The organism is Ruegeria sp. HKCCA6707 (assembly GCF_013033515.1).
Taxonomy (GTDB): Bacteria; Pseudomonadota; Alphaproteobacteria; order Rhodobacterales; family Rhodobacteraceae; genus Ruegeria.
The window spans coordinates 1,081,315-1,102,780 of sequence record NZ_WQEG01000001.1 but is presented as its reverse complement, the minus strand read 5'-3'; the positions used below and the strand labels follow the sequence as shown (position 1 = coordinate 1,102,780).

Below are 21,466 nucleotides of genomic sequence, written 5' to 3'. Positions count from 1 at the left end.
TTTTGATTTGAGACTTCAGTACAGTCGTGTGCTCTAGTTATTGCGTGAACAGTGCTTTGGGCTAGCAGCCATCGTTAGTAGAGTTTTCTTTGGCAGCAGCCATGCTGAGCGAACATAGTTCAGACTATGCGGAATATTTACTGTATTGAGTGTTGTAAACTCTGAACATGGTAAGAGGTTACGAAATGTTCCGTTTAGCATCTATTTTGACTGTTGCGTTTACTGCTGCCGCGTTTGCCGAGGACGTCCCAAGCACTCAACCCGGAGAAAGAGAGTATTCCCCCTACCCACAACAAGACTTCCCTAATCAGGTCTTTTTCGGCGACACCCATTTGCATACATCATACTCTGCCGATGCCGGTATGATCGGGAATGTACTTGGCCCTGATGAAGCGTACAGGTTTGCCAAAGGCGAAGTCGTTACATCCAGCACCGGTGTCGAAGCGAGGTTGCGCCGACCCTTGGATTTTCTGGTTATTGCCGATCACGCCGAGAATCTTGGTCTTGCGCCGCTGCTCTCAGCCAAAGACGCCACGCTGCTCTCCACGGAGTTTGGCCAGCAACTGAACGCGGCTGTCGAGGCCGGCGATCCCGTTGGCGCATGGTCGATTTGGAGCCAAGCCAAGTCCACTGGCACAGACCCATTGGCGGATTATCGGGAGATTTACCAAACAGCATGGAGCAACATTACCTCTGCCGCTGAGGCAAACAATCAACCGGGTTTGTTTACTGCGCTTATCGGGTTCGAGTGGACCTCAAACCCACAGCGGAACAACCTGCACAGGAACGTCATATTCAACGGTGGCAAAGAGGGCGCTGACAAGATCATCCCTTTCTCGAACTTTGATAGCTTCGACCCCGAAGACCTTTGGGCATGGATGGAACAAGCCGAAGAAACAACAGGCCAAAAGCTGCTTGCGATCCCGCACAATGGCAATTTGTCCAACGGTTTGATGTTTGACGAAGTGCGCTTGTCAGGCGAACCGTTCGATGTTGAGTATTTCAAACAACGTGCCAAGTGGGAACCGATCTACGAAATCACGCAAATGAAAGGTGACGGCGAAGCGCATCCCATGCTTTCACCAGACGATGAATTTGCTGACTTCGAAACGTGGGACAAAGGACAACTTGGACCAGAACCCAAGACACCGGAGATGCTTCCACGCGAGTATGCGCGGGCAGCATTGCGGCGGGGGCTTGGATACGAGGCGGAAACAGGGACAAACCCTTTCAAATTTGGCGTGATCGGTTCAACCGATGCTCATACATCGCTGTCCACGGTTGGCGAGGACAATTTCTTCGGGAAAGTCGCAGCTGTTGAACCTACTGCTGACCCGATCCGATTTGAAGAAGTCGTCGGCGGCATTGGTGGTGACGAGAGTGTTGCCCAATATGCATGGCAGACTTCGGCGTCGGGTTTGGCGGCCGTTTGGGCAAGGGAAAACACCCGCGAGGCCATTTGGGATGCGTTTGCTCGGAAAGAAGTCTATGCCACCACTGGGCCGCACATACGTGTTCGCGTTTTCGCCGGATATGAATTCGACGTAGCCGACCTGCCACGCGCGGATTTTGCCGCGTATGGATATGAAAATGGCGTCCCGATGGGGGCGGATTTGCCAGCGGATAGTGACGGTCGGTCTCCGCGCTTTCTCATCCGTGCGCTCCGTGACCCCGATGGGGCCAACCTCGATCGTATTCAGATTGTCAAAGGCTGGCTGAGCAGTGACGGCACAACGTCGGAACGTGTTTATGACGTTGCTTGTGGCGGGCGTGAACTTGTAAACGCGGCGTGTAACGGCCCGGTCGGCAATACGGTGGATGTAGAAAACGCGTCTTGGACAAATGACATCGGCCAGGCAATTCTCGCCGGATATTGGGAAGACCCGAACTACGACCCGACGCAAAGCGCGTTCTATTACGTCAGAGTGTTGGCAATACCGACCCCGCGGTGGACAACCTATGATGCCAAGGTTTTCGGGGCAAAAATCCCTGAAGAAGCCCCTCTGTCGATACAAGAAAGGGCCTATACGTCGCCAATCTGGTACTCACCTCAGGGATGAGTGATCTTGGGTTGGACTAAAACTCATTTAGTCTGCTCTGGGCTCTCTCCTGCCGTTTTCTGCGCTATTGATGAGCAGTTAGCGGCATCCCGAAGAGGACATTCCCGATCCGAGTGCCGGGCAGAAACAAACAAGCGCAACACATGTCATCGATGTCCGCATTTAGACTTAGATTGGAGGTGCTGGGCGCTCTGCGGCCAACTGTCTGGCTGCCACCCTTTCTCTATGTATCATGTACAGCCCTGCACCGATGATGATGCCAATACCAAAAAGGCTGAGAGCGTTAGGGAAGTCGCTGAAGACAAGATAGCCAAACAAGGTCGCTACCGGCAGCTCAAAGTACTGAAGTGGGGCCAGTGTAGCAGAAGGGGCAAAGGAAAGCGCATATGTCATCATCATGTGGCTCACAGTGGCAAAAAAACCTGCCCCGAAAAGCCACAGAAACGCGATTTCTGTCGGCCAAACAGGATCGAAAAGCTCGGAGCCAGAACCCTGCGCGACTACTAAGGTAGGAACACAAAACAAACTGGCAATCAGGCCAGTGTGGAATTGTAGAGCCACGGGGTGCATCCGTCGCGACAATCCCCGCGTCACAAGAATGTAGAAAGCGAAAGCGCATGCCGTACCTAGCGGAATTAATGCAACCGCACCGAAGGCCGCGAAACTAGGTTGGATGACGAATAATACACCAACAAACCCCACAAGAGCTGCCCCGACACGACGAGGGCCGACGTCTTCACCAAGATGAAACTTGCCGACCAATAGGACGATAAACGGGGCTACAAACACAATTGCCAACGCATCGGCAAGTGGCATTACTCGGATTGCCGCAATGAAGCAAAAGGTGGCGAACAGTAAAAGTAAAGATCGGAATACAAGTATCAACAACGCACCGCGCGCCACACGAAGTGAAAGTCCCATTATCCAGACAAACGGAGCCATGAGCACGCACTGCACTACAAAGCGAGCAGCCGTTATCTGCCCAACTGGCACGCTGGCCGACGCGAGTTTTGCAGCAACATATAGCAAAGGAGCAGTCAGGCAAAATCCAAGCATCAGCGCAACGCCAGCAAGGGTGCGATCCGTAGATTGAGGCAAGGATTCAGCGGAAGTCATCCCACTATCTAGGAATGTCGCCAAACGCGTGTCTGTTCTCAATACGACGCCACGCAAAAGTCTCGTGATTAACCGGATCAAGTCGGATGCGAATTTACACCTGTTTCGACCTACAGGTTCAACCAACCGCGCGGCAGCATGATATCCCGGATTCAAGTTCGGTTCCGCACAGTTGGTGAGCTTTTGCAAAGTCCGGTTTCTGCGCCTTGCTGACATTCGGATCTGACCAGATTGCAGGTGAGGCGAATGACGGCTTTGTCCGCAAAGTAGACGTTCAAGCAAGTTGCCGCGAACGACCGCAATGCAGGACAAAGCTGCCGTTTGCCGCTGCGCGGCGCTGGGACGTAGCCTGAATATCTGGTTCGCGGACTACGTGGTCGTTGGTTGTATAAACAAAACGGCCATTCCTGGGTTTAGAGAACGCGGGTTTCGAAAAGCGGGCAGGATTACGTGTCTTCTCTTCCGTAAGCATAACATCTCAATTGGCACCCTTATTGGATGCTGAGGAGGCCGCTACCAATCGAATTTCATCATATCTTTAGGTCCAGGCGCGGCTTCCAAAAAGGGCGGAAGAGTTCAATCTTGGGGCATCGGTTCATCACGACTTTAAGGCCCGCCGCTTCGGCGAGTTGCGCTGCTTTGTCGTCGTACACGCCGATCTGACCCCAAAGAACTTTTGCCCCGATTGCAATGGCCTTCTCGGCAAAGCCATAAAACTCTTCTTTTGGGCGGAAGACGTCTACCATATCAACATGTCTGTCGATCTCTTCCAGCGAGTGGTATACTTTGAGTCCTCTAATTGCAGAAACATTCGGGTTAGGATTCACCGGTAGAATATCATAGCCGATTTCGCTGAGCTGTCGCAGAACGCCATAGCTGAATTTTGTTTTGTCCGCGCTGGCCCCCACCATTGCAATGGTTTTGACCGATTGCAGGATGTCGGCTAGGTACTTGGGGTCGTAATCGTAGATGCGATCGATGTCTGCTTCGGGCATCGGTTAACCTTCCTTCGGCGTCGCAATGTCAGCCTTGAGTTCGTGGGGTTTGAGTGGGTCGAGAAACGGATTGCGGTACAACTTGTCATGGCTTTCGACCCCTATCTCAAGCGTGATGTCGGATGTCGGACGTGCCACGCAAAGGATTACATAGCCGTTAGCAATTTGCCGATTATTCAGCGCAACCTGTCGGCGTTGATCGATCGCGCCAGTCTTTAGTTTTGCCGCGCAGGTAATGCAGCCGCCATACTTGCACCCAAAAGGCAAGTCGACGCCCTGTTCTCTCAGCGTTTCCAGAAGTGAACGCCGCGCATCCACACAGTATTGCGCTCCATCTCTGTTCGCGATGGTCACGGTATACATAGTCATAGCCAGATGTCGCTTGTGCAATCACCGCCCGGATACCGGCTCTCGTGACAGCGCGATGGACCATTTGGTTCTTTGCCAAAGTCCACAATGAAATCCTCGTTGATCTTCATACCACCGTTTTCAGGGTCGCAATCGATCATCACCATCACCCCGCCCTTTTCGCGGATCTCAGGATAGAACTGGTTATCCCAAGTCGAGAACAGCGAGGTCGTGACATAAAGCCTTCGTCCGTCGAGAGAGAGCTGGAACATTTGCGGACCACCTGCGACCTCAACCCCATTTACGCTTGGAGCTTTACCCAAAAGCCCCCCCATAAACACTTGGCCAGTCAGCTTGGGATTATGAGGATCGGTGATGTCATACTGGCGCATATCTCCATGCAGCCAATTGTTTAGATACAAGTATTTGTCGTCCATCGAGATCAGGATCGCCGACATAACCCCCGGTAACGGGATCGGCCATTCCGGATGCATCTCGTTTTCTACGTCGATTATCTTTTCCCACTGCCACTTATTAGCATCGTCTTGCCACCAATGAATGACATTGGTCGAAAGAGCTGCGCCACAGAACCCATGCGTGCTGTCGGGGTCATGGTGGAACTTGACTTCCAGTGGCAACAGCCCGTCCTCACCCAAATAGAAGCTTTCGACCGGTTCGCGCTTTTCGAAATCCCAAAAATGCAGCTCCCGCCCATATTTCAGATGTCCCACTTCTTCCAGATCGAAGCCCGGCATGAAGGTATTGGGCGCAGCCCATTCGGAACTGACCATCACGTTGTGGCGCGGTTGGTACCAGAAATCGTAGCCAAACTTGATATCTCCCATCGAGGTTTCCCAGCGACCGACGATGTTGAACTCTTTGTCGAGATGCAGATAGCCTCCAGGAGCCTCACCCTTGGCGTTTCCAAGGAAGGAAATGATGATTTCCGAGCCCAAACAATGCACCGTATGCGGGCCCGATAAATCTGCCTTGGCCTTGATCTCGGCCCCGTCGATGATCTTATGCAACCGCGGCGCACGCGGGTCAGTGGCTGTATCAACGATGTGAAGGTTGTTAGAGCGTACGCCCGGCAGGATCAGGTATTTGCGGGACATCGAGCCGTCGTCGTGACAGGACGAACAGGCGTTCCACCCCATGTGGTGAAGCTCGTCCCCAATCCCCGGCATTTCCAGCCGATGGATTACCTGAGAATAGGTCGGGCTGTCAGGGTCGACATCCACTGTAGCAAGGTAATCAGGTTTCTGGATCCCTGTCCCGGTGTAGATGGCGATCGTGTAGAGTAGCTTTTCTCGTGGGGCTTTGATGGCTTCTTGCGGACTCCTGAAGCCCGGTCCACAGCATTGTCCATCCATCGAGTGCTCCTCCCTTGATTCCCTAAATTGTATCGTATATCGAAAATTTAGTTATCATAAAGTGAGAAAAATGCATCTCGAACGATTAGCGCTGATTTTGGAAATCGTAGGTCAAAAAGGACGTGCGTCCGTAGCGGATATCTGTGCCCAGTCCGATATACCTAAACCGACGGCCTACAGGCTGGTTCAAGACCTTGTTTCGTCCGGCCTCCTTGAATCACCAACCCGCGGAGAGTTTGCGATTGGGAATAGGCTAAAGCGTATCACGTTGAGCGATCACTCTGATCCCGCTCTTTTGCAAGTGATTGCGCCTGTCCTATCTGGCGCCGCGAATGACTATGGCGCTGCATTTTTCTTGTCTCGGCTACGGGGCCATTGGGTCGAGATTATTCATGTGGAGACACCGCAGACGGGCGTGTCTTTTCTTCATCCAGGTATGGGCAAACGACCAATGCACGCGTGCTCTTGCGCCAAGGCAATCGCCGCCGTTTCGCCTGAACTGCTGTCTCAAGACCGATTGGATGGGCAGCTTAAGCAGTACACAGATCACACGATTACAGACCCCAAGGATCTGGCCGCGGAACTCGATGTCATTCGAGCCAAAGGGTATGCCGAATGTGTTGAAGAGCTCGAGCGCGGAATCAGTTCTGTCGCTACAACGCTGACCAAGACAGGTGTTGGTGCGACGCTTTCAATCGGCGCTACGGCGTCTCTTCGGGTGTTTACACCTTCCGAGCGAGAAAAGATTGGCCATACACTTACCACAATGTCACACGAACTTGCTCGCGCGCTAGGATGGGGTGAAGCAGATGAAGAAAGGATATCCGCTTAGGTTCATGGGTATCGCAGTGCTTTAGGTTTTTAACATCCAGCAGGACAGGTGTGTTTTGCGACCTTCGCCGCTTTCAGGTCAATGAGGGAGACAAATATGGACGATGCAATGTTTGGTGGGTTCTTCGTGATCAACGTAAAACCTGAGTATCGGCAGCCCTTTTTGGACGCCAGCATCTTCCAAGCGCAAAATGTTGTCAGTGAAGAACCCGAAGTTTTCCAGTTTCATATTATGGTGGATGAAACAAACCCAAATCGTTTCTATTTCTACGAAGTGTTCCGGAACGAAGCCGCAGTCCAGGATCATTGGGAATCTGAAACCTTCAATAACTGGCTAAACACTGTCCGAAAGATGCTGGATGGTGAGATCGAACTTATTGCTAGGATGCGCTCGCTTTTTCCGACGCCAAAAGGTTTCGTGGCGCAAAAAGCAAGCCTGCTACTATGGTAAAATTGACCGACGTTTGAAGCTATCGCCGGTGCCAGAAAATTATGGATTTTGGTGTTGGTCCGCGTTGGGCTCGTAGAAGAGGTTCGCTGCGATTAAGTTGGACGACTGCTATGCGGACTAAGCAGACATTTAAAGCGCAGGCCAATGCCAATTCAACCAACGTCCCTTCGGTTCCAGGGATCTTGCAAGGTGGAAGGACAGAGATGCACTATTTACGCATGTCAATCTTGCGGCTGATCACAATTCCAGCAATCACTATGATGCTCGTTAGTACGGCGGCGGTATCTTTGGAGATTTCCTGCACTCACCCCGAAAGGCCTAATCACTCTTATCGCGTTACCGGTGATCAGGGTGTCTTTACCTGGGACGACCACGACATCGAACGCACTTGGCTGCTCAAGTGAAATGACCAGCGAAAAGGCGTATCTGCGTGCCACAGGTCAGAGAGCTTCGGCGAGCGCGGCGCCAGTGTGATGACTTTCGTGATGCTTCCAGACGGTATCTTAGTTGAAAGCGGTTATTGGGCTCTGCTCGATACAAGTCACGTCAGTATAACGTCGGGCTTTGTTTGTGAGTCCGAAAGCGAGTGACAGCATTGTGATTGGGTGGACCTTCTGATTTGTCCAACAAGTAACCGCTTGTGGCAGCAGATACACCACTAACCTTGGTCAGTACATTGTCTGGCGATACTCTCGCTCCAGATTTTCGTCCAACCTAAGTTGTTCCTCGGGATCGGCCGGTGCGCCAGATGTTTGATCCAGTATGATCTTCATTAGAGACGGTACGTCGTCACGGTTCTGATGCCGATCGGCATCCCAAAGCTTTGATCGGCGAAGAGCTTTCGCGCAATGAATGAAGACTTCATCGACATGCACCGCGATAGCAATTTTGGGAACTCGTTCATTTACGGCCATCATGGAAAGCAAATCAGGATCACGCGTGAGTTCCGCGTGACCATTTACCCTCATAGTGTCATCGAATCCGGGCACTAAGAATAGCAGTCCGACTTTGGAATTGGTCAGAATATTTGACAGTGTATCCAAACGGTTGTTGCCCGGTCTGTCGGGGATCAAGAGGGTCGTGTCATCCAATATCTTTACAAACCCGCACGGATCACCTCTAGGACTTACGTCCGCAGACCCATCCGGTGATTGGGTTCCGATACAAACAAATGGAGATCTTTCAATAAACTTCCGCGCGTGCTCATCGATATGTTTCAAGCATTTTTTTATAGCGATTTCATGCGTTTCAGAGAACTGCGTCCTCAGATCAGTTTCATCACGGACTAGGAACGCAGTATTGAGTTTGCTGTTCTTGGGCATCTTACCTCCAAATACTGCTCAGATCAGAATGACGGGACGATTTGTTTCGGTGCAAAGCTTACGATGCGAACGGACACGGGGGCAACTTGCAGGATCGGTCAATTTGGGATCGCTGCGGACGTTCAATGAATTCTAACACGGTGGCATGTTATGGCATGAAATAATGACAGAGCTCCCAAAAGACTATGTCACAAAGCATTCGCTAACCGCAGTCCTTCGTTGCTCTCTGCTTAATGCCTTTCCGCGAATACAGCCGCCATTAGATCTGCACCACTTTCGATTGTCCCTTCAGGTGTCCGATATCACGTCCGAAGCTTTGCGCTGGTGAGGAAAATCACCGGCGGCGATGTAGACTTCCTCCGCGGCGGTAGACGTTCGACCGAGTACCTTGTTCCGGTGCGGATGGCGCCCGAACCGCTCTATCACCCTGCGGACAGTTCTATTTTGCCCATTCGCACCGTCGGCCAAAGGCGCCAAGGCCTCCGGCCACAGCGATGTCATTCCATCGACCAAACGGATACACAAGTCGATCCGGTCAAGGTGGTCAGGCCCTTCACAATGGCCAATTGCGATGACATAGAACATCTGCTCCCATGGCGTCGACAGCGCGGCATAGTGCCCGTTGGTTATGCCCTCCAAACATAGCCGGCACGCCATGATGTCTTGGCCAAAAGCGGCGGGTGTATCCCGCCAGAGTGAGCGGGGGAACTGATCCAGCAACAAGATGAGCGCCATCCTGCCTCTGGCAGTCTCGGACCATCCATCCAACTCGCCGCGAGCCGCGGCCTCGGTCAATTCGGCAAACTCGCTGCAGATTATTTCGTCCATGCCACCCTGCATGCGTTCGTCCCAGAACTGCATGTGTGTTTGGGGGCTGTTCCAGTGCTTCGTATCGGGAAACCATAGGTCAAGAACTTGGGTCGCGCGAGAGTCTAGATCGTCCATCTTGCCATCCTGTAAACTACAATCCGATTATGTCCGAAATTCTGATTTTGAAAAACAAACCCAGTTCTTTGGTGCAGCGGAACTCACTGCTAACGCTTTCCTTCTGCGACTAACTCATTTCCGCGTATTCTGAATCATGAAAAAATTTTGGAATTCGTCGGCACTGAGTAATACTAGGTTTGTGTCACCTGCGGAATGCTCCATGGTCCCTTTTGCTAAGCCAATTACTAAGTTTACACGCGCTGGCGATGTTGCGATTGCCTACCAAGTAATTGGAGACGGACCCATTGATCTTATCTACATCTCTGGTTGGCTCCATAATATCGAGATCGTTTGGGAACACCCCGGATACCGAAAGTTTCTTGAGGGATTAGCCGAGAAATGCCGAGTCATCATCTTTGATAAACGCGGTACCGGTATGTCGGATCGCAACGTTGGAGCGCCAACGCTGGAAGAACGCGCGGAAGACATTCGAGCAGTCATGTCTGCTGTTGGCAGCACCAAGGCCGCAATTTTCGGAATAAGCGAAGGGGGTGCCATGACTGCCGTCTTCGCAGCTTGTTATCCGGAAATGGTCAGCTCGATAGTTATGATTGGCAGCCGTCCCTGCGACGCATGGAAACCTGATTGGCCACGAGGCCGACGCCGTGCGGAATTCGAGGATGACCTCAAACAACTCGAAGCCAGTTGGGGCGATCTCGGTCACGAGCTAGAGTGGGCGGCCCCTTCCGTTAAGGACGACCCAGAAGAACAGGCGTTTTTCAACAAGCTACTTACACAGTCGGCAAGCCCGAGTTCAGCCATTGCCATCACGCGTCTGAACTACGAAATCGATTACAGGTCGGTCCTCCCAGCAATCGAAGCTCCTGCGCTGATCCTTCATCCTGAAAAGGATATCGCAGTTTCTGTAGAAGACGGAAAATACCTCGCCGAGAATATTAAAGATGCTCGCTTTGAATTCGTTGATAACTCAGATCACCTTCCATGGATCGGGGATACCAGCGGTATTGTTCGACAAATCACTGATTTCGTCTGTAATGCCACCTCTGAGACAAGGGAAACCCGTGTCCTGTCTACAATCCTTATGACCGATATCGAAGGGTCAACTGCTATCGCATCGCGCATTGGCGACGAAAACTGGAAAAACACTATTGAGGAGCACGAAGCGGCAGCTGCTCGGGCGATTGCTCGGTACGACGGCACTCTGATTAAAACTATGGGTGACGGGGTACTCGCAACTTTCACGGGCCCTAGCCGCGCGATTGCGTGTGCCAACGACATTAAAACAAAGGCATCGGATCTTGGTCTGGTCGTACGTGCCGGTATCCATACCGGTGAGTGCCTAAGACGGGACAACGATGTTTCTGGTTTGGCAATTACCATTGCCGCCCGAATTCTTGAGTTCGTACCGGGAGGTGAAACATGGGTTTCTGGTGTGGTTAGAAGCCTAGTCGTGGGTTCGGGCTTGCAGTTTGAACCAATCGGAGAAAGGCAACTAAAGGGTGTCCCCGACAAATGGCCTTTGTTCAAGGTCGAAAACTAGTTTTCCTATTTCTCTAAATTCAACGTCTGATTAGGGCTCGAAGCGGCCGCTCGCAGAGTTTGGGCGAATTTCTGCTGTGCGGGACAAAACTGCCATTGATCTTCCCCGCTCTAATGTCTGCTTGTTTTCCTTCTCTGAACGAGAATTACCAAGCTCAGCCGCAAAGGAAGGTGAAATGCCACAGCTGGACGCGGGAAGTTCAATCCCGTTGGAGCCGCTGTTACGTGTCCGCTGGTGCATCGCCGGCCAGAACGGTTGGTAATTCACGCTTCAAGAAATCAAGCAACACCTCAAACGCAGGCAACAATCCTTCCCGCGAAGGCATCAGGAGGCTGATTTGTGGGGTTCCCGCGGTCCAACCCGGCAATATGCGCACAAGTGATCCGGCTTCCACCTCTCGTTGACATACGTAAGAAGGCAGGGCGACGACGCCCAAGGACAAAGCCGCCGCGTTTTTGAGCGTTGACATATCATCACTTGCAAAGCGCACCTTGCAGGGGATCGATGCGCTTTGCCCGTCACGATCGGTCAGCAGCCATTGGTGCGTCGCTCCGGGTCTGCCAAGAACCAGGGCCGGGTGATTTGCAAGCTCGGTCGGATCATCGGACGGATCGAGTGCGCTCTGGTAGTCCGGCGAGCAGAACAAGTGCCATTCCACCCGTGCCAGTCGCACTTGGATGAGGCTCGAGTCGGGCAGAGTGTCCATGTGTCCGCGGATCGCCATATCGATCCCCCCTTTGATCAAATCCTCCATCCGGTTCGAGGCGCGCTGGACAACGGTCACCCCAGGATTGTCCTGAAGAAAACGCGGTAAGATCTGGTCCAGACCGAACTGCGCCATCCCCACGGAACAGGACACGTTCACAGTGCCTTCGATCCTGTTGGTTTTGCGACGGACGGCGGTTTCGGCGACTTCGAACTGTGCGAGGGCCTTTTGCGCGTGGCGGTAGTAGTCTTCTCCGATCTCTGTCGTCGTGACGATGCGCGATGTGCGCTGCAAAAGGCGCACGCCAAGGTCTTCCTCAAGCTGCCGCACACGGCGGCTGAGCCGGGACTTGGGAATATTCAACGACCGGGCTGCGGCGGAAAATCCGCCCTTTTCAACAACCTGAACAAAGTAGAAGGCGTCGTTAAGGTCCATGCTATGCCTCATCCTATTGTTCCAAATGTAGAACGATAAGACCTGATATTGACCGATTTTCTGCTGATTGTCTCGCTCATATTCTAAGTTCAACAGAAGCGAGAGACTGACATGACCAAGCAACTTATCGACACACTCGCAGGCGCCCCCTGTGAAACACATGCACAAAGCGACGGTCGCAAGATCACCATCGGCGATGGCTTTGTGGCCCAAAGCTACCAGCACGCGGACTTCCAGGGGCTGATGGATCCGCTGATCATGGTGGACCACTTCTACGCGACAAAGCCCACGTTCGGGCCCCACGCGCACGCAGGCCTGTCTGCTGTGACCGTGATGTTTGAGGACAGCGAAGGCGCGTTCCGCAACCGCGACTCCCTTGGCAATGACCTCGAGCTGGCGCCTGGCGATCTCTATTGGTTCAAGGCCGCGCGCGGCGCCCTGCATGACGAAGCGCCGGGGCCCGATGCCAGAACCCACGCATTGCAGGTCTTCGTCAACCTGCCCGGAGAGAACCGGCACGACGCGCCATCTGCATTTCACCTCGCAGCCAAGGACATCCCAAAGCTTGCAGGCGACCGCTCAACCGCGCGGCTGATACTTGGGGACAGCAACGGTGTCATGGGTGGGGTCGCGCCCGACGTTCCGCTGACGCTCCTGGATATCAACATGCAGCCCGGCGGTCAGTTCACGCACAGCAGCGACAGCGACCAACACGCCTGGGTCTTGGCCATCACCGGTACCTCCACCGTGACCTGGACCGCAGGGTCTGCCGATCTGAAACCTGACAAAGCCATCGCATTTGCGGGGGCCGCGGACATCTCATTTTCCTCCGAAGAGGGCGCTCATGTCGTCCTGTTTCGAGGACACCCCCTGCGCCAAGCCTTTGTTCAACGGGGTCCATTCGCCATGGGCAACGCGGCAGAGCTTGACGCTGTCGAGGCTGACTACCGAGCCGGTCGCCTTGGATCAATTGACTGAACCCAACACCACCCAACAACAACCTTAAAAGGAGAAGACCGTGACGAAACTGAACAACCCGGAACCTCTTACACGTGACAATGCCGCCGTTGTATTTGTCGACAATCAGGTGGGACTGATGACTGGCATCCGTGACTATTCTATCGCGGACCTCAAACACAACATCGTCGGTTTGGCCAAAGCCGCAAAGGCGCTCGGCCTGCCGATTGTCACGACCACGACATCGTCAGAGACTTTATGGGGGCCTGCTATTCCGGAATTGCTGGAAGCCCTGCCAGATCAGACCTTTATCGACCGAACAACGGTCAACGCATGGGACGATCCACGGGTGGAAGAGGCCATTCGCGCAACCGGGCGAAGCAAACTGATCTTCGCCGGGCTGTCGCTGGAAGTCTGCGCCGCGTTTCCCGCGATGCGGGCCGTGCGCGAAGGGTTCGAAGCCTACATCGCCGTAGATGCCAGCGGGACGTTTAACATGACAAAACGTGAGACGGCTTTGCACCGGCTTACACAAGCCGGAGTTGTCATCGCGGATGGTGCCAGCATGATGATCGAAATTCTTGCAGATAATGCGAACGCGCAGGCCGGTGACGTCTATAGCGCCTTGGGCATGGATTGGTCGATCCTAGTCGGCCAAGTTCGGGCGAGTGTATAGCGATGCGCCGCGAAACTCATACAACCCAACGCTGGCAGCTGGTCCGCAATTCGCGTTTGCACCGGGGATCGCAAGTCCAGTTCTACGTGATCTATCTCCCATCGCTTGTTTTCTTCGTCGCGATGGGACTGGCGGCCGCTGAGTTTCTTTAACCTCAGTAGTAATCCGACCAACTCCATTCCAAATCACACACAACCAACGAGCTCTCAGCTCACCATAGGAAATAACTATGACCAACCAACCCATTCTCGTAATTGGCGCCACCGGAAAAACCGGATCGCGCGTTGTAACCAAGCTTGAAGCCAAGGGCCTGCCCGTTCGTCGTGGCACGCGCCTCTCTGAAACGCCCTTCGATTGGGAAGACCAAAGCACATGGGCCCCGATCCTGACCGGCGTATCCAAAGCCTATGTCACCTACTTCCCCGATCTTGCCTTCCCGGGCGCGGTGGAAAAGTTGGAGGCTTTTGCCAAGGTCGCTCTGGAGACCGGCCTGCAACACATCGTATTGCTGTCTGGCCGAGGAGAACACTTCGCCGGCATGGGTGAGGAAGTGATCCGTAACTCTGGCATTCCCTTTAACATTGTGCGCGCGGCCTGGTTTGCGCAGAACTTCTCCGAAGGCTATCTGCGCGATCCGATCCTTGGCGGCGTGCTGCCCATGCCGGGCGGCGACATTGCCGAACCGATCATCGATATCGACGACATTGCCGATGTCGTTGTCGCGACGCTGACTGAAGACGGGCATCTGGGTGAACGGTACGAGGTGACTGGCCCGCGTCTGATGACCTTTGCCGAAATGGCCGAGGTTCTCTCATCCGCCTTGGGGCGCCCGATCCAGCATATCCCCATCGCGTTCGAGGATTTCCATGCCAATGTCGCAGCCTCCGGCGGGAACTTCGTGGCCGACGTTTTCACACAAATCGCGCGTGAAACGCTCGACGGGCGCAACGCCCATACTGCGGACGGCGTCGAGCGCGCCTTGGGTCGCAAGCCGCGTGACTTCTCGGAGTTCGCAACGACCGCCATGGAAGCAGGCGCCTGGTCTGTGGCCGCCTGATCCACCCCAGATCAATCGGCGGGAGACACTGCGCTCCTGCCGCACCACCCGCAAACTGGAGTAAGCCCATGTCGACCATTTTCTTCTGTCTCATCCAATTCTGCTGAGGCGCGGGAACGAAAGCAATGGCACTAACCGCGAGAGTTTGTGCTATGGGTGCCAATTTGCAGCTTGGGCGTCTTCAGTTATCCTCGCCGAATGGGATGGATTTCGACGGTCTTCGTACACAAAGCACTAAATGCTGCAGTCACGCTTGAATGCGTCGATCCAGAAACACGTTTGGCACTATTCGCAAGCGTTGGGTTGGACCCGTCGGCTCCCGTTGATCCCGGTGCAATGATCTCGGATGGCGACTTTTTCGCGCTACTGGAACGCATAGCGGACATTGGAGATCGCGGCAGGTCCGTTGCCATCCACATGGGCGCGTTAATGCGATGCAACGACTATGGTGCTTTTGGGCTCGCTTTCAAATCTGCCCCTAATCTTCTCGGCTCCTACGCCCGTGTCGAACGCTTCGGAAAGGTAGTAACCTCGATCGCCAATTTCCGCGTCGGACAGGTGGGACCGTCTGTATTCATGGAAGTGATTCAAGGCCGAGATCGGCGACTTGGCCTTAAGATGACCAATGAACTGGCTTTGGCCGCCGCGACGTCGATCAGCCGGGAAGTTAGTGACGATGACTTCTCTCCGGTTGCGGTTCATCTCATGTCAGATCGACCCAACGATGACGGCGCCTATCAAGAGCACTTCCGCTGCCCTATTCACTTTGGTGCGGATCGCGATGCTCTCGAAGTGCTGACCACGATTGCAAGCCGCGCAAACCGGTTGTCTGACGATGGCATGTCCAAGTTCTTTGAGACACATCTCGACACCCAACTTAGCCAGATTGACGACACTTCCGAGCTTGAGCGGCGCGTCGTGGATCAAATCGGCGAGGTGCTCAGCGAAGGTGTGCCCACGCTTGCCGAGGTTGCAGTGCGTTTGGGGATGAGCACCCGGACTTTGCAGCGCCGACTGTCAGCAGATGGTCTGGCCTACCAAGACTTGGTCTTAGGCGCGCGGAAGACGCTGTCTGAGCAGTTGCTGCGACGCACGGATTACGCCTTAGCCGAGATCGCCTTTTTAACCGGGTTCTCTGATCAGAGCACGTTCACTCGGGCCTTCAAACGCTGGCACGGGCAAACGCCGGCAGGCTATCGGCGAGGCACATAAGCCCAAAGCAAACCGTCGAGGGGATCTGCGCGCGGGCGGTGGCGTCTTGGGCCCAAACTCTGGCGTCCGATGCAAATACGGTCGCGGCTAGCGATGGTTATCCCTTGGTCATCAAGTCAATCAAAGGAGACCAAACATGATATCCAAACCAATCCTCATCACAGGCGCGACCGGAAAAACCGGGTCTCGCGTCCTGGCTCGGCTCAAAGCCGCGGGACATGATGCCCGCTCAGGCTCGCGCAAAGCGCAGCCCCCATTTGACTGGGACGATCCCACCAAATGGGAGAAGGCCCTGCGCGGAATGGGAGCCGTCTACGTCAACTATCACCCCGACTACGCATCCCCCGGCGCCATCGAGAACCTGACACGCTTCACCCGTGTCGCTGTGTCGTGCGGTGTCGAGCGCTTGGTCATCCTCACCGGCCGTGGCGAACACCATGTGCAACTCGGCGAAGAGGTGATTGCCAAGTCCGGTCTGGACTTCACCATCGTTCGCTCGGCCTGGTTCGCGCAGAACTTCTCCGAAGGGTCGCTCTGGGAGCCGGCAATGGAAGGGGTCGTACCTATGCCCGGCGGCGATCTCGAAGAGCCTATCATCGATATCGATGATCTTGCAGATGTCATCGTCGCGGCCCTGACCGGCGCAGGCCATTCCGGCGAGACCTATGAGTGCACAGGTCCGAGGCTGCTGGGCTTTGCCGAGGTCGCCGACATCCTCTCCGGTGCGATGGGACGGCGGGTCGACTATCTGCCGATCTCTTTCGAGGATTTCCATGCCGAGCTTGAGGCAACGAGCGGAACTGTCTTCGCCGATATCGTCACAAGCATCGCGCGCGAAACTTTCGACGGTCGGAACGCCAAGATTGGCGACGGCGTGATGCGCGCCATCGGTCGGGCACCCCGCGACTTTACCGAATTCGCACAAGCCGCTGCAGCAGCGGGCAAATGGGCCAAAGCGGCCTAACGAAGTCAAACCAAAAGGAACAAGAAACATGCAACTTACACGTTTTCAGAAGATCACTCTCGGGATCAGCGGTCTCACAGCGCTGGCTATCGGCACCCTGATCACTCTGGCGCCTCATGCCTTCTATGCCAGCTACGGCATTACGCTTGGACAGGATCCCAACCTGCTGAACGAGCTTCGGGCGCCCGGCGCGGGATTGGCGATATTTGGGGCACTTATGCTGGCAGGCGTCTTCCGCGCGGCCATGGCACCAATTGCGCTTGCTGTCGCGCTCACGGTCTTCCTGGCCTTCCCCCTCGGGCGCATCGTGGGCATTGTCATGGATGGCATGCCGTCCGGCAGCGTGATCAGCGCTCTGGCGTTTGAGATCATCATCGCAGCCATTCTGCTCGCCGCGTTTAAGCCGATGCGCACAGCGGGCTCCAACCGGGAGCGGCTTGTCGACCTGCCTGGCTAAACGGTCTGTCAACTCGTGGGCGGTTCCGGGATGCCGGGACTGCCAAATCCATGTTTTGCCGAAGAGGCAGCGAAGAAAGCCGACATTGGCGCCCTACGCGGCTAAGGCAGGTTCGGGCTCGAAGCAGCCATTCGCTGCGTTTGCACTATCGTCCACTTTGGGCTCTTCTGGACCTTCCGCCGCGTGCAGCACGAAGGTCGCTTATCGGGAAGAACCGGCAATTCATCGGTTGGTAGTGTTGGTTGGTTGACGTTGTGTCGACGCAGGGAGCGGGAGGGACGGATGGAGGACGATCAATGTCCAATATTCTACTTCCCGCTATCAAACCGAAACGCACACCATGGAACAAAAGGCGCCTGATCGGTCAGAAACGCCCGCTTCTTGCCAAACAGGTCTGGGCCATCCGCGCCCGGCTGGAACTTGCGGGAAATCTCAGGGATCTGGCACTGTTCAATCTTGCAATCGACAGCAAGCTGCGAGGCTGTGACCTCGTTCGGTTGAAAGTCAACGATCTTGTAATTGGTGACCGGGTTCGTGAACGCGTGACAGTGATCCAGAGCAAGACTAGGCGACCCGTCCGGTTCGAGGTGTCCGAGAACTCCCGTGATTCTATCTGGAATTGGGTGTGTCGCCCGGAGATGCTGGGCTGCCGGTTCTTGTTTCCCAGCCGCTTCCACGACAGGCCGCATGTATCGACCCGGCAATATGCACGTCTGGTCCGGGACTGGGTGACCGCGATTGGTCTTGATCCGAGCGGTTATGGCACGCACTCGCTACGGCGCAACAAGGCGGCGCTGATCTACCGAAAGACGGGGAACCTGCGCGCTGTTCAGCTCCTGCTTGGCCATACCAAGGTGGACAGCACGGTGCGATACCTTGGTGTTGAGTTGGAAGACGCACTGAGAATTGCGGAACGGATCGATATATGAGGCTCACGCGGGCGGCAACCGCCGCTCGCCATTCCGTGCCTTCGATTGTCGTTTGTTTCACGATCTTCCACTGGAATTCCGGGCAAGAGTAAGCGTCACTGACGTCGACAAATAAATTTGAGTCTCCCGCCCGGAACGCCGGGCTTTGGTCAGTACGGGGCGCGCGAATGCCCGCAACCAAGAGGAGACCCGGATGACCATTCAACCGATCGAAAACCTTACCTCCGATCCGGCCAAACACAAAGCGGCGAGACCGATTGCCAAGCCCAAGACTAAGACCCTGCGCAAACTCCCGGCGCGCAGCACCGGAGCAACAGTCGTGCAGATCCAAAAGCAGTTGGACTGGCAGCTGCATACGATACGCGCGGTAATCTCGTGGCTGCGGTCGTCAGGCGTACCTGTCGAAATTGACCGGTCGGGCAGGGTGGCCCGCTACCTTACCGTGCCCGGGGAAGGACGATGACGTTGACCGTGACCGCCCCCGATATCTGCCGACTGGCAGACGCCGACGCCGCAACGCTGCGCCGGCTCTGGCAGGAGACCAAGGGCACCGCGCCGCCCAAAACCTTTACCGCGCGCCTGATGCGGTTGTCGCTGGCATGGGACGCACAAGCTGTTTCGGCGGGAGGCGGGAGCGCCTTTGCACGCCATGCCTGGAAGCGGGTCATTCAGGCCCGGACTGGCTCGCGTTTCCAAAAGAGCTGCAGGGGCGCCGTACCGGCAAGGGTCAGCGACGGCACCCGGATCCTGAAGGCCTGGGGCGGGGACACTCATGAAGTGATGATCACAGCGGACGGTGGTGCGATCTGGAACGGCCAGAATTATTCCTCGCTGTCGGCGGTGGCGCGGGCGATGACCGGGACCAACCGCAACGGACCCAGGTTCTTCGGGTTGCGAGAGGTCGCAAAGCCGTGATCCGCCAACGCTGCGCCATCTACACCCGCAAGTCGACCGAAGAGGGCCTGGAGCAAGACTTCAACTCGCTGGATGCGCAACGTGAGGCCTGTGCCGCCTATGTACTCAGCCAGAAGCACGAGGGCTGGGCAGAGCTCTCCGATCTCTATGACGATGGCGGGTTCTCCGGCGGATCTATGGACCGACCCGGACTCACAAAATTGCTCAACGATGTCGGGGCAGGCCGCATCGACGTCATCGTTGTCTACAAGGTTGACCGCCTGACCCGGTCGCTGGCGGACTTTGCTAAGATGGTCGATCTCTTTGACGAGGCAGGGGTGTCGTTCGTGTCGGTCACCCAAGCCTTCAATACAACCTCGTCTATGGGTCGCCTGACCCTTAACGTCCTATTGTCATTCGCCAGTTCGAGCGTGAGGTGACGGCTGAGCGTATCCGGGACAAGGTTGCAGCTTCCAAACGTAAGGGAATGTGGATGGGGGGTGCGGTGCCAATGGGGTACGACGTCAACGATAAAGCGTTGATTGTTAATCCGGTTGAGGCCGAAGCGATCCGCACCATATTTGCTGAGTATTTGGCGGTTGGATCGGTACGCGAACTATCCGATAGGCTTGGCGCGCTTGGTATCGTAAGCAAACGCCGGACCGACCGGTACGGTCGGACTACTGGAGGTAAGTCCTTCTCTCGTGGCGCGCTCTACAACATCCTGCGCAACCCCGTCTACATCGGCAAGACTCGTCACAAGGATGAGCTCCATGATGGCTTACATGACGCCATCATAGACGATGCCGCCTGGCAGCAGGTGCAGGACCAACTTGCAGACCACGGTGGCAAGAAGATCAGAGCGTCCCGACGGTCGGCGAAGCGCCTGTTGGATGGGCTTCTCTACGATTCAAAAGGCCGCCCGATGCGCACGACCTACGCCATCAAGTCGAAGCGCTCGGGAGGAACAGAACAATCGCAGCGGTACTGGTATTACACATCCAAGCCAACCAGTTCAGACGACCAATGCCGTATTGAACGTTTTCCGGCCGGAGAAGTCGAGCGGCTGGTTCTGAGGGGGCTCAAGACCCGCCTGGACGATCAGTCATGGCTGACCCGGCAGATCAGATCGGCTGTCGATTTGGATCCTTCATCGATCACGGACATCCTTCGGTCAGCGGATTCTCTGAGCAACCAGATTGCCGATGAGAGTGAACACACAGATGCACATCACCTAAGCGGCTTGGTTGATCGTATTGATTTATCAAAGGAACAGTTTTGTGTTCGGTTGGATTTAGGTGCGATACAGCCAACTGAGAAAGCTGAACTGCCAATCCATGTGGACTTCGAGATCCCGTTCCAAAAGCGACAGGCCGGACAGGCAAGGCCGATCATAATTGCGCCGCCGGATGCACCGCGGCCAGACCGAGACCTCATCAACCTCGTCGCTGATGCGATACGGTGGTCAGCTGAACTTCTTGACGGCACGTCCGGCACCATCCGCCAGATCGAAAACCGCGAAGGGCTCCGAAGTGGATCGGTCAGTCGCGCCCTGCCACTGGCCTGGCTAGCACCGGATATCTCAACTGCCATTCTCGAAGGCCGTCAGCCAGAACATCTCACAGCAAAGAAATTGCGTAGTCTTCCGGAGCTACCGCTTGACTGGTATGAACAGCGGAGGATTCTGGGCTTTCCGCATCAATAGAGCATCTGGGCTTGCCCCAAGACCTCAAGCGCGAATGCCCCAGTGAGACTTCTGTCGAAATCGAGCCAAAATGGACCGGATCAGAGGCAATAAGTGAGGACTCGATCGTCACCGTCCATCGTAACTCACGGAAATATAGACACTATCCGGGAGGCGCGCGTATGCTAAGGTTTTGTGGAGACTAAGTGGTGGGCGACCCTGGAATCGAACCAGGCGTGCGTCTCCGCGAGGGAGTTACAGTCCCCTACCACGTCAGGCGAAAATCTTGAAAAGAAACCCTTTTTTCATTTCGCGGAAATCAGGACCACAGGATATTTCCCGAATTACGGATTTATTGCACCTTTCGCCGCAAGCATTGCTTCTCGTTCGGCGCGCGCTTCAAGGCGCCTGCGATATGCGCGCATTCGGCATTTGGTGCTGCAATACTTCTGTTTCGGCGTGGTGTGGGGAATGGTCGATCCACATTCAACGCAGTCTCTGACCACGCTGA

22 protein-coding genes are annotated in these 21,466 nt (G+C 55.0%); 15 read left to right on the top strand and 7 right to left on the bottom strand.

Going from position 1 to position 21,466, the window contains the following annotated elements:
• The first annotated feature begins 167 nt into the window (after positions 1-167).
• Positions 168-2,060, top strand: a complete 1,893-nt coding sequence (locus GOW40_RS05415) for a DUF3604 domain-containing protein (protein WP_371731811.1) — start codon at positions 168-170, stop codon at positions 2,058-2,060.
• A gap of 168 nt (positions 2,061-2,228) precedes the next feature.
• Here the strand turns inward: GOW40_RS05415 and GOW40_RS05410 are convergent, their stop codons facing one another.
• The 4 genes from GOW40_RS05410 to GOW40_RS05395 all read right to left on the bottom strand — a co-directional run bounded on the left by GOW40_RS05410 (position 2,229) and on the right by GOW40_RS05395 (position 5,892).
• Positions 2,229-3,176 (bottom strand): DMT family transporter, encoded by a 948-nt coding sequence (locus GOW40_RS05410; RefSeq protein WP_254444267.1) that lies wholly within the window; start codon positions 3,174-3,176, stop codon positions 2,229-2,231.
• Positions 3,177-3,706: 530 nt separating this feature from the next.
• A complete protein-coding gene (locus GOW40_RS05405) occupies positions 3,707-4,171 on the bottom strand; it encodes a CoA-binding protein (protein WP_171133894.1) in 465 nt (154 codons plus the stop codon).
• Positions 4,172-4,174: 3 nt separating this feature from the next.
• Complete coding sequence (locus tag GOW40_RS05400; RefSeq protein ID WP_171133893.1) at positions 4,175-4,540, bottom strand: 2Fe-2S iron-sulfur cluster-binding protein; 366 nt, start codon at positions 4,538-4,540, stop codon at positions 4,175-4,177.
• On the bottom strand, positions 4,537-5,892 hold the full coding sequence (locus tag GOW40_RS05395) for a selenium-binding family protein (protein WP_171133892.1): 1,356 nt from the start codon (positions 5,890-5,892) through the stop codon (positions 4,537-4,539). The genes GOW40_RS05400 and GOW40_RS05395 overlap by 4 nt, the downstream gene beginning before the upstream one ends.
• A gap of 70 nt (positions 5,893-5,962) precedes the next feature.
• Here GOW40_RS05395 and GOW40_RS05390 point away from each other — a divergent pair, with 70 nt between their 5' ends.
• The gene (locus tag GOW40_RS05390) at positions 5,963-6,724 is read left to right on the top strand and encodes an IclR family transcriptional regulator (RefSeq protein ID WP_171133891.1); all 762 of its coding nucleotides are present in this window, start codon (positions 5,963-5,965) and stop codon (positions 6,722-6,724) included.
• Between the two features lie 96 nt (positions 6,725-6,820).
• Positions 6,821-7,174 carry a putative quinol monooxygenase gene (locus GOW40_RS05385; protein ID WP_171133890.1) on the top strand — a complete coding sequence of 118 codons (354 nt, stop codon included), beginning with the start codon at positions 6,821-6,823 and terminating at the stop codon, positions 7,172-7,174.
• 668 nt (positions 7,175-7,842) lie between these two features.
• On the opposite strand, the gene GOW40_RS05380 is transcribed toward GOW40_RS05385, so the two are convergent.
• The gene (locus GOW40_RS05380; protein ID WP_171133888.1) at positions 7,843-8,496 is read right to left on the bottom strand and encodes a pyridoxamine 5'-phosphate oxidase family protein; all 654 of its coding nucleotides are present in this window, start codon (positions 8,494-8,496) and stop codon (positions 7,843-7,845) included.
• Positions 8,497-8,784: 288 nt separating this feature from the next.
• Positions 8,785-9,441: a DUF924 family protein gene (locus tag GOW40_RS05375; protein ID WP_171133887.1), complete on the bottom strand. Its 657-nt coding sequence runs from the start codon at positions 9,439-9,441 to the stop codon at positions 8,785-8,787.
• 136 nt (positions 9,442-9,577) lie between these two features.
• On the opposite strand from GOW40_RS05375, the gene GOW40_RS05370 reads away from it, so the two are divergent.
• The gene (locus GOW40_RS05370; RefSeq protein ID WP_171230896.1) at positions 9,578-10,984 is read left to right on the top strand and encodes an adenylate/guanylate cyclase domain-containing protein; all 1,407 of its coding nucleotides are present in this window, start codon (positions 9,578-9,580) and stop codon (positions 10,982-10,984) included.
• 220 nt (positions 10,985-11,204) lie between these two features.
• Here GOW40_RS05370 and GOW40_RS05365 read toward each other — a convergent pair whose 3' ends face one another.
• Positions 11,205-12,125: a LysR substrate-binding domain-containing protein gene (locus tag GOW40_RS05365; protein ID WP_217352232.1), complete on the bottom strand. Its 921-nt coding sequence runs from the start codon at positions 12,123-12,125 to the stop codon at positions 11,205-11,207.
• A gap of 111 nt (positions 12,126-12,236) precedes the next feature.
• Between GOW40_RS05365 and GOW40_RS05360 the strand changes: the two genes are divergently transcribed.
• From GOW40_RS05360 to GOW40_RS05310, 11 genes are all read left to right on the top strand, one after another.
• Positions 12,237-13,103, top strand: coding sequence for a pirin family protein (locus GOW40_RS05360; protein WP_171133885.1), 867 nt, complete (start codon positions 12,237-12,239; stop codon positions 13,101-13,103).
• A 40-nt stretch (positions 13,104-13,143) separates the two neighbouring features.
• Complete coding sequence (locus tag GOW40_RS05355) at positions 13,144-13,758, top strand: isochorismatase family protein (RefSeq protein ID WP_170816914.1); 615 nt, start codon at positions 13,144-13,146, stop codon at positions 13,756-13,758.
• Between the two features lie 229 nt (positions 13,759-13,987).
• Positions 13,988-14,815: an NmrA family NAD(P)-binding protein gene (locus tag GOW40_RS05350; RefSeq protein WP_170816913.1), complete on the top strand. Its 828-nt coding sequence runs from the start codon at positions 13,988-13,990 to the stop codon at positions 14,813-14,815.
• Between the two features lie 198 nt (positions 14,816-15,013).
• Positions 15,014-16,027 (top strand): AraC family transcriptional regulator, encoded by a 1,014-nt coding sequence (locus GOW40_RS05345; protein WP_171230895.1) that lies wholly within the window; start codon positions 15,014-15,016, stop codon positions 16,025-16,027.
• A gap of 136 nt (positions 16,028-16,163) precedes the next feature.
• Positions 16,164-16,991, top strand: a complete 828-nt coding sequence (locus GOW40_RS05340; protein ID WP_171230894.1) for an NAD(P)H-binding protein — start codon at positions 16,164-16,166, stop codon at positions 16,989-16,991.
• A 28-nt stretch (positions 16,992-17,019) separates the two neighbouring features.
• Entirely contained in the window at positions 17,020-17,448 is a 429-nt protein-coding gene (locus GOW40_RS05335) for a DUF4345 domain-containing protein (protein ID WP_170816910.1), read from the top strand.
• A 296-nt stretch (positions 17,449-17,744) separates the two neighbouring features.
• Positions 17,745-18,377 (top strand): tyrosine-type recombinase/integrase, encoded by a 633-nt coding sequence (locus GOW40_RS05330; protein ID WP_171133883.1) that lies wholly within the window; start codon positions 17,745-17,747, stop codon positions 18,375-18,377.
• A 193-nt stretch (positions 18,378-18,570) separates the two neighbouring features.
• Positions 18,571-18,840 (top strand): DUF3489 domain-containing protein, encoded by a 270-nt coding sequence (locus GOW40_RS05325; RefSeq protein WP_171133882.1) that lies wholly within the window; start codon positions 18,571-18,573, stop codon positions 18,838-18,840.
• Positions 18,837-19,292, top strand: a complete 456-nt coding sequence (locus tag GOW40_RS05320; RefSeq protein WP_171133881.1) for a DUF2924 domain-containing protein — start codon at positions 18,837-18,839, stop codon at positions 19,290-19,292. Before GOW40_RS05325 ends, GOW40_RS05320 begins: the two co-directional genes overlap by 4 nt.
• Positions 19,289-19,711: a recombinase family protein gene (locus GOW40_RS22150; RefSeq protein ID WP_171133880.1), complete on the top strand. Its 423-nt coding sequence runs from the start codon at positions 19,289-19,291 to the stop codon at positions 19,709-19,711. Before GOW40_RS05320 ends, GOW40_RS22150 begins: the two co-directional genes overlap by 4 nt.
• A 71-nt stretch (positions 19,712-19,782) precedes the next feature.
• Positions 19,783-20,976 (top strand): recombinase family protein, encoded by a 1,194-nt coding sequence (locus GOW40_RS05310; protein WP_171133879.1) that lies wholly within the window; start codon positions 19,783-19,785, stop codon positions 20,974-20,976.
• Positions 20,977-21,466 lie beyond the last annotated feature (490 nt).

Bases quoted from the DNA above. Each gene is read 5' to 3' on its own strand.
- GOW40_RS05415 (WP_371731811.1), top strand. From the start codon at position 168: ATGGTAAGAGGTTACGAAATGTTCCGTTTAGCATCTATTTTGACTGTT.
- GOW40_RS05410 (WP_254444267.1), bottom strand. From the start codon at position 3,176: ATGACTTCCGCTGAATCCTTGCCTCAATCTACGGATCGCACCCTTGCT.
- GOW40_RS05405 (WP_171133894.1), bottom strand. From the start codon at position 4,171: ATGCCCGAAGCAGACATCGATCGCATCTACGATTACGACCCCAAGTAC.
- GOW40_RS05400 (WP_171133893.1), bottom strand. From the start codon at position 4,540: ATGACTATGTATACCGTGACCATCGCGAACAGAGATGGAGCGCAATAC.
- GOW40_RS05395 (WP_171133892.1), bottom strand. From the start codon at position 5,892: ATGGATGGACAATGCTGTGGACCGGGCTTCAGGAGTCCGCAAGAAGCC.
- GOW40_RS05390 (WP_171133891.1), top strand. From the start codon at position 5,963: ATGCATCTCGAACGATTAGCGCTGATTTTGGAAATCGTAGGTCAAAAA.
- GOW40_RS05385 (WP_171133890.1), top strand. From the start codon at position 6,821: ATGGACGATGCAATGTTTGGTGGGTTCTTCGTGATCAACGTAAAACCT.
- GOW40_RS05380 (WP_171133888.1), bottom strand. From the start codon at position 8,496: ATGCCCAAGAACAGCAAACTCAATACTGCGTTCCTAGTCCGTGATGAA.
- GOW40_RS05375 (WP_171133887.1), bottom strand. From the start codon at position 9,441: ATGGACGATCTAGACTCTCGCGCGACCCAAGTTCTTGACCTATGGTTT.
- GOW40_RS05370 (WP_171230896.1), top strand. From the start codon at position 9,578: ATGAAAAAATTTTGGAATTCGTCGGCACTGAGTAATACTAGGTTTGTG.
- GOW40_RS05365 (WP_217352232.1), bottom strand. From the start codon at position 12,125: ATGGACCTTAACGACGCCTTCTACTTTGTTCAGGTTGTTGAAAAGGGC.
- GOW40_RS05360 (WP_171133885.1), top strand. From the start codon at position 12,237: ATGACCAAGCAACTTATCGACACACTCGCAGGCGCCCCCTGTGAAACA.
- GOW40_RS05350 (WP_170816913.1), top strand. From the start codon at position 13,988: ATGACCAACCAACCCATTCTCGTAATTGGCGCCACCGGAAAAACCGGA.
- GOW40_RS05345 (WP_171230895.1), top strand. From the start codon at position 15,014: ATGGGATGGATTTCGACGGTCTTCGTACACAAAGCACTAAATGCTGCA.
- GOW40_RS05340 (WP_171230894.1), top strand. From the start codon at position 16,164: ATGATATCCAAACCAATCCTCATCACAGGCGCGACCGGAAAAACCGGG.
- GOW40_RS05335 (WP_170816910.1), top strand. From the start codon at position 17,020: ATGCAACTTACACGTTTTCAGAAGATCACTCTCGGGATCAGCGGTCTC.
- GOW40_RS05330 (WP_171133883.1), top strand. From the start codon at position 17,745: ATGTCCAATATTCTACTTCCCGCTATCAAACCGAAACGCACACCATGG.
- GOW40_RS05325 (WP_171133882.1), top strand. From the start codon at position 18,571: ATGACCATTCAACCGATCGAAAACCTTACCTCCGATCCGGCCAAACAC.
- GOW40_RS05320 (WP_171133881.1), top strand. From the start codon at position 18,837: ATGACGTTGACCGTGACCGCCCCCGATATCTGCCGACTGGCAGACGCC.
- GOW40_RS05310 (WP_171133879.1), top strand. From the start codon at position 19,783: ATGGGGTACGACGTCAACGATAAAGCGTTGATTGTTAATCCGGTTGAG.